General features: G+C 60.6%; 1 protein-coding gene. It reads right to left on the reverse strand.

Translation table 11 applies throughout. The features are described 5' to 3' along the window. The coding region (locus AC1DF0_RS32700; protein ID WP_477577798.1) for a hypothetical protein at positions 1–360 on the reverse strand (360 nt) is incomplete at both ends.

The following is a 360-nucleotide window of genomic DNA, read 5'->3' on the forward strand; positions in this document are numbered from 1 at the left end:
GGTTGAAATCCAGCAACGTATTGCCACTGCCCGGCGGTTCGGAGGGCAGTCCGGGTGTTTCTTGAGTGATGGTTGTCTCGGGATGCAGCAAGTCCAGTGGCAACAGACGGCGCAGCGGATCGAGGGTCACCGGAGCGTCTTCGCCCATGCGCTCTGGCGCGAGTGCAGGCCGTTCACCTTGAGTTCGTGCGACATGCAAAAGGAGCAGGCCGATGTTCAAGAGCACATCGATCCAGGCCAGATTCCGGGTAGTTGGGTCATCACTGTCCAGTGCGGGCAGGTCGTTGATCAGGCTATGGGTGATTTGCAGCATCCAGCCCACCAGCATTGCCGGGCCGCGCAACAGCGGCAGTACCAGGT

The organism is Paenibacillus sp. 05T425 (genome assembly GCF_056396205.1).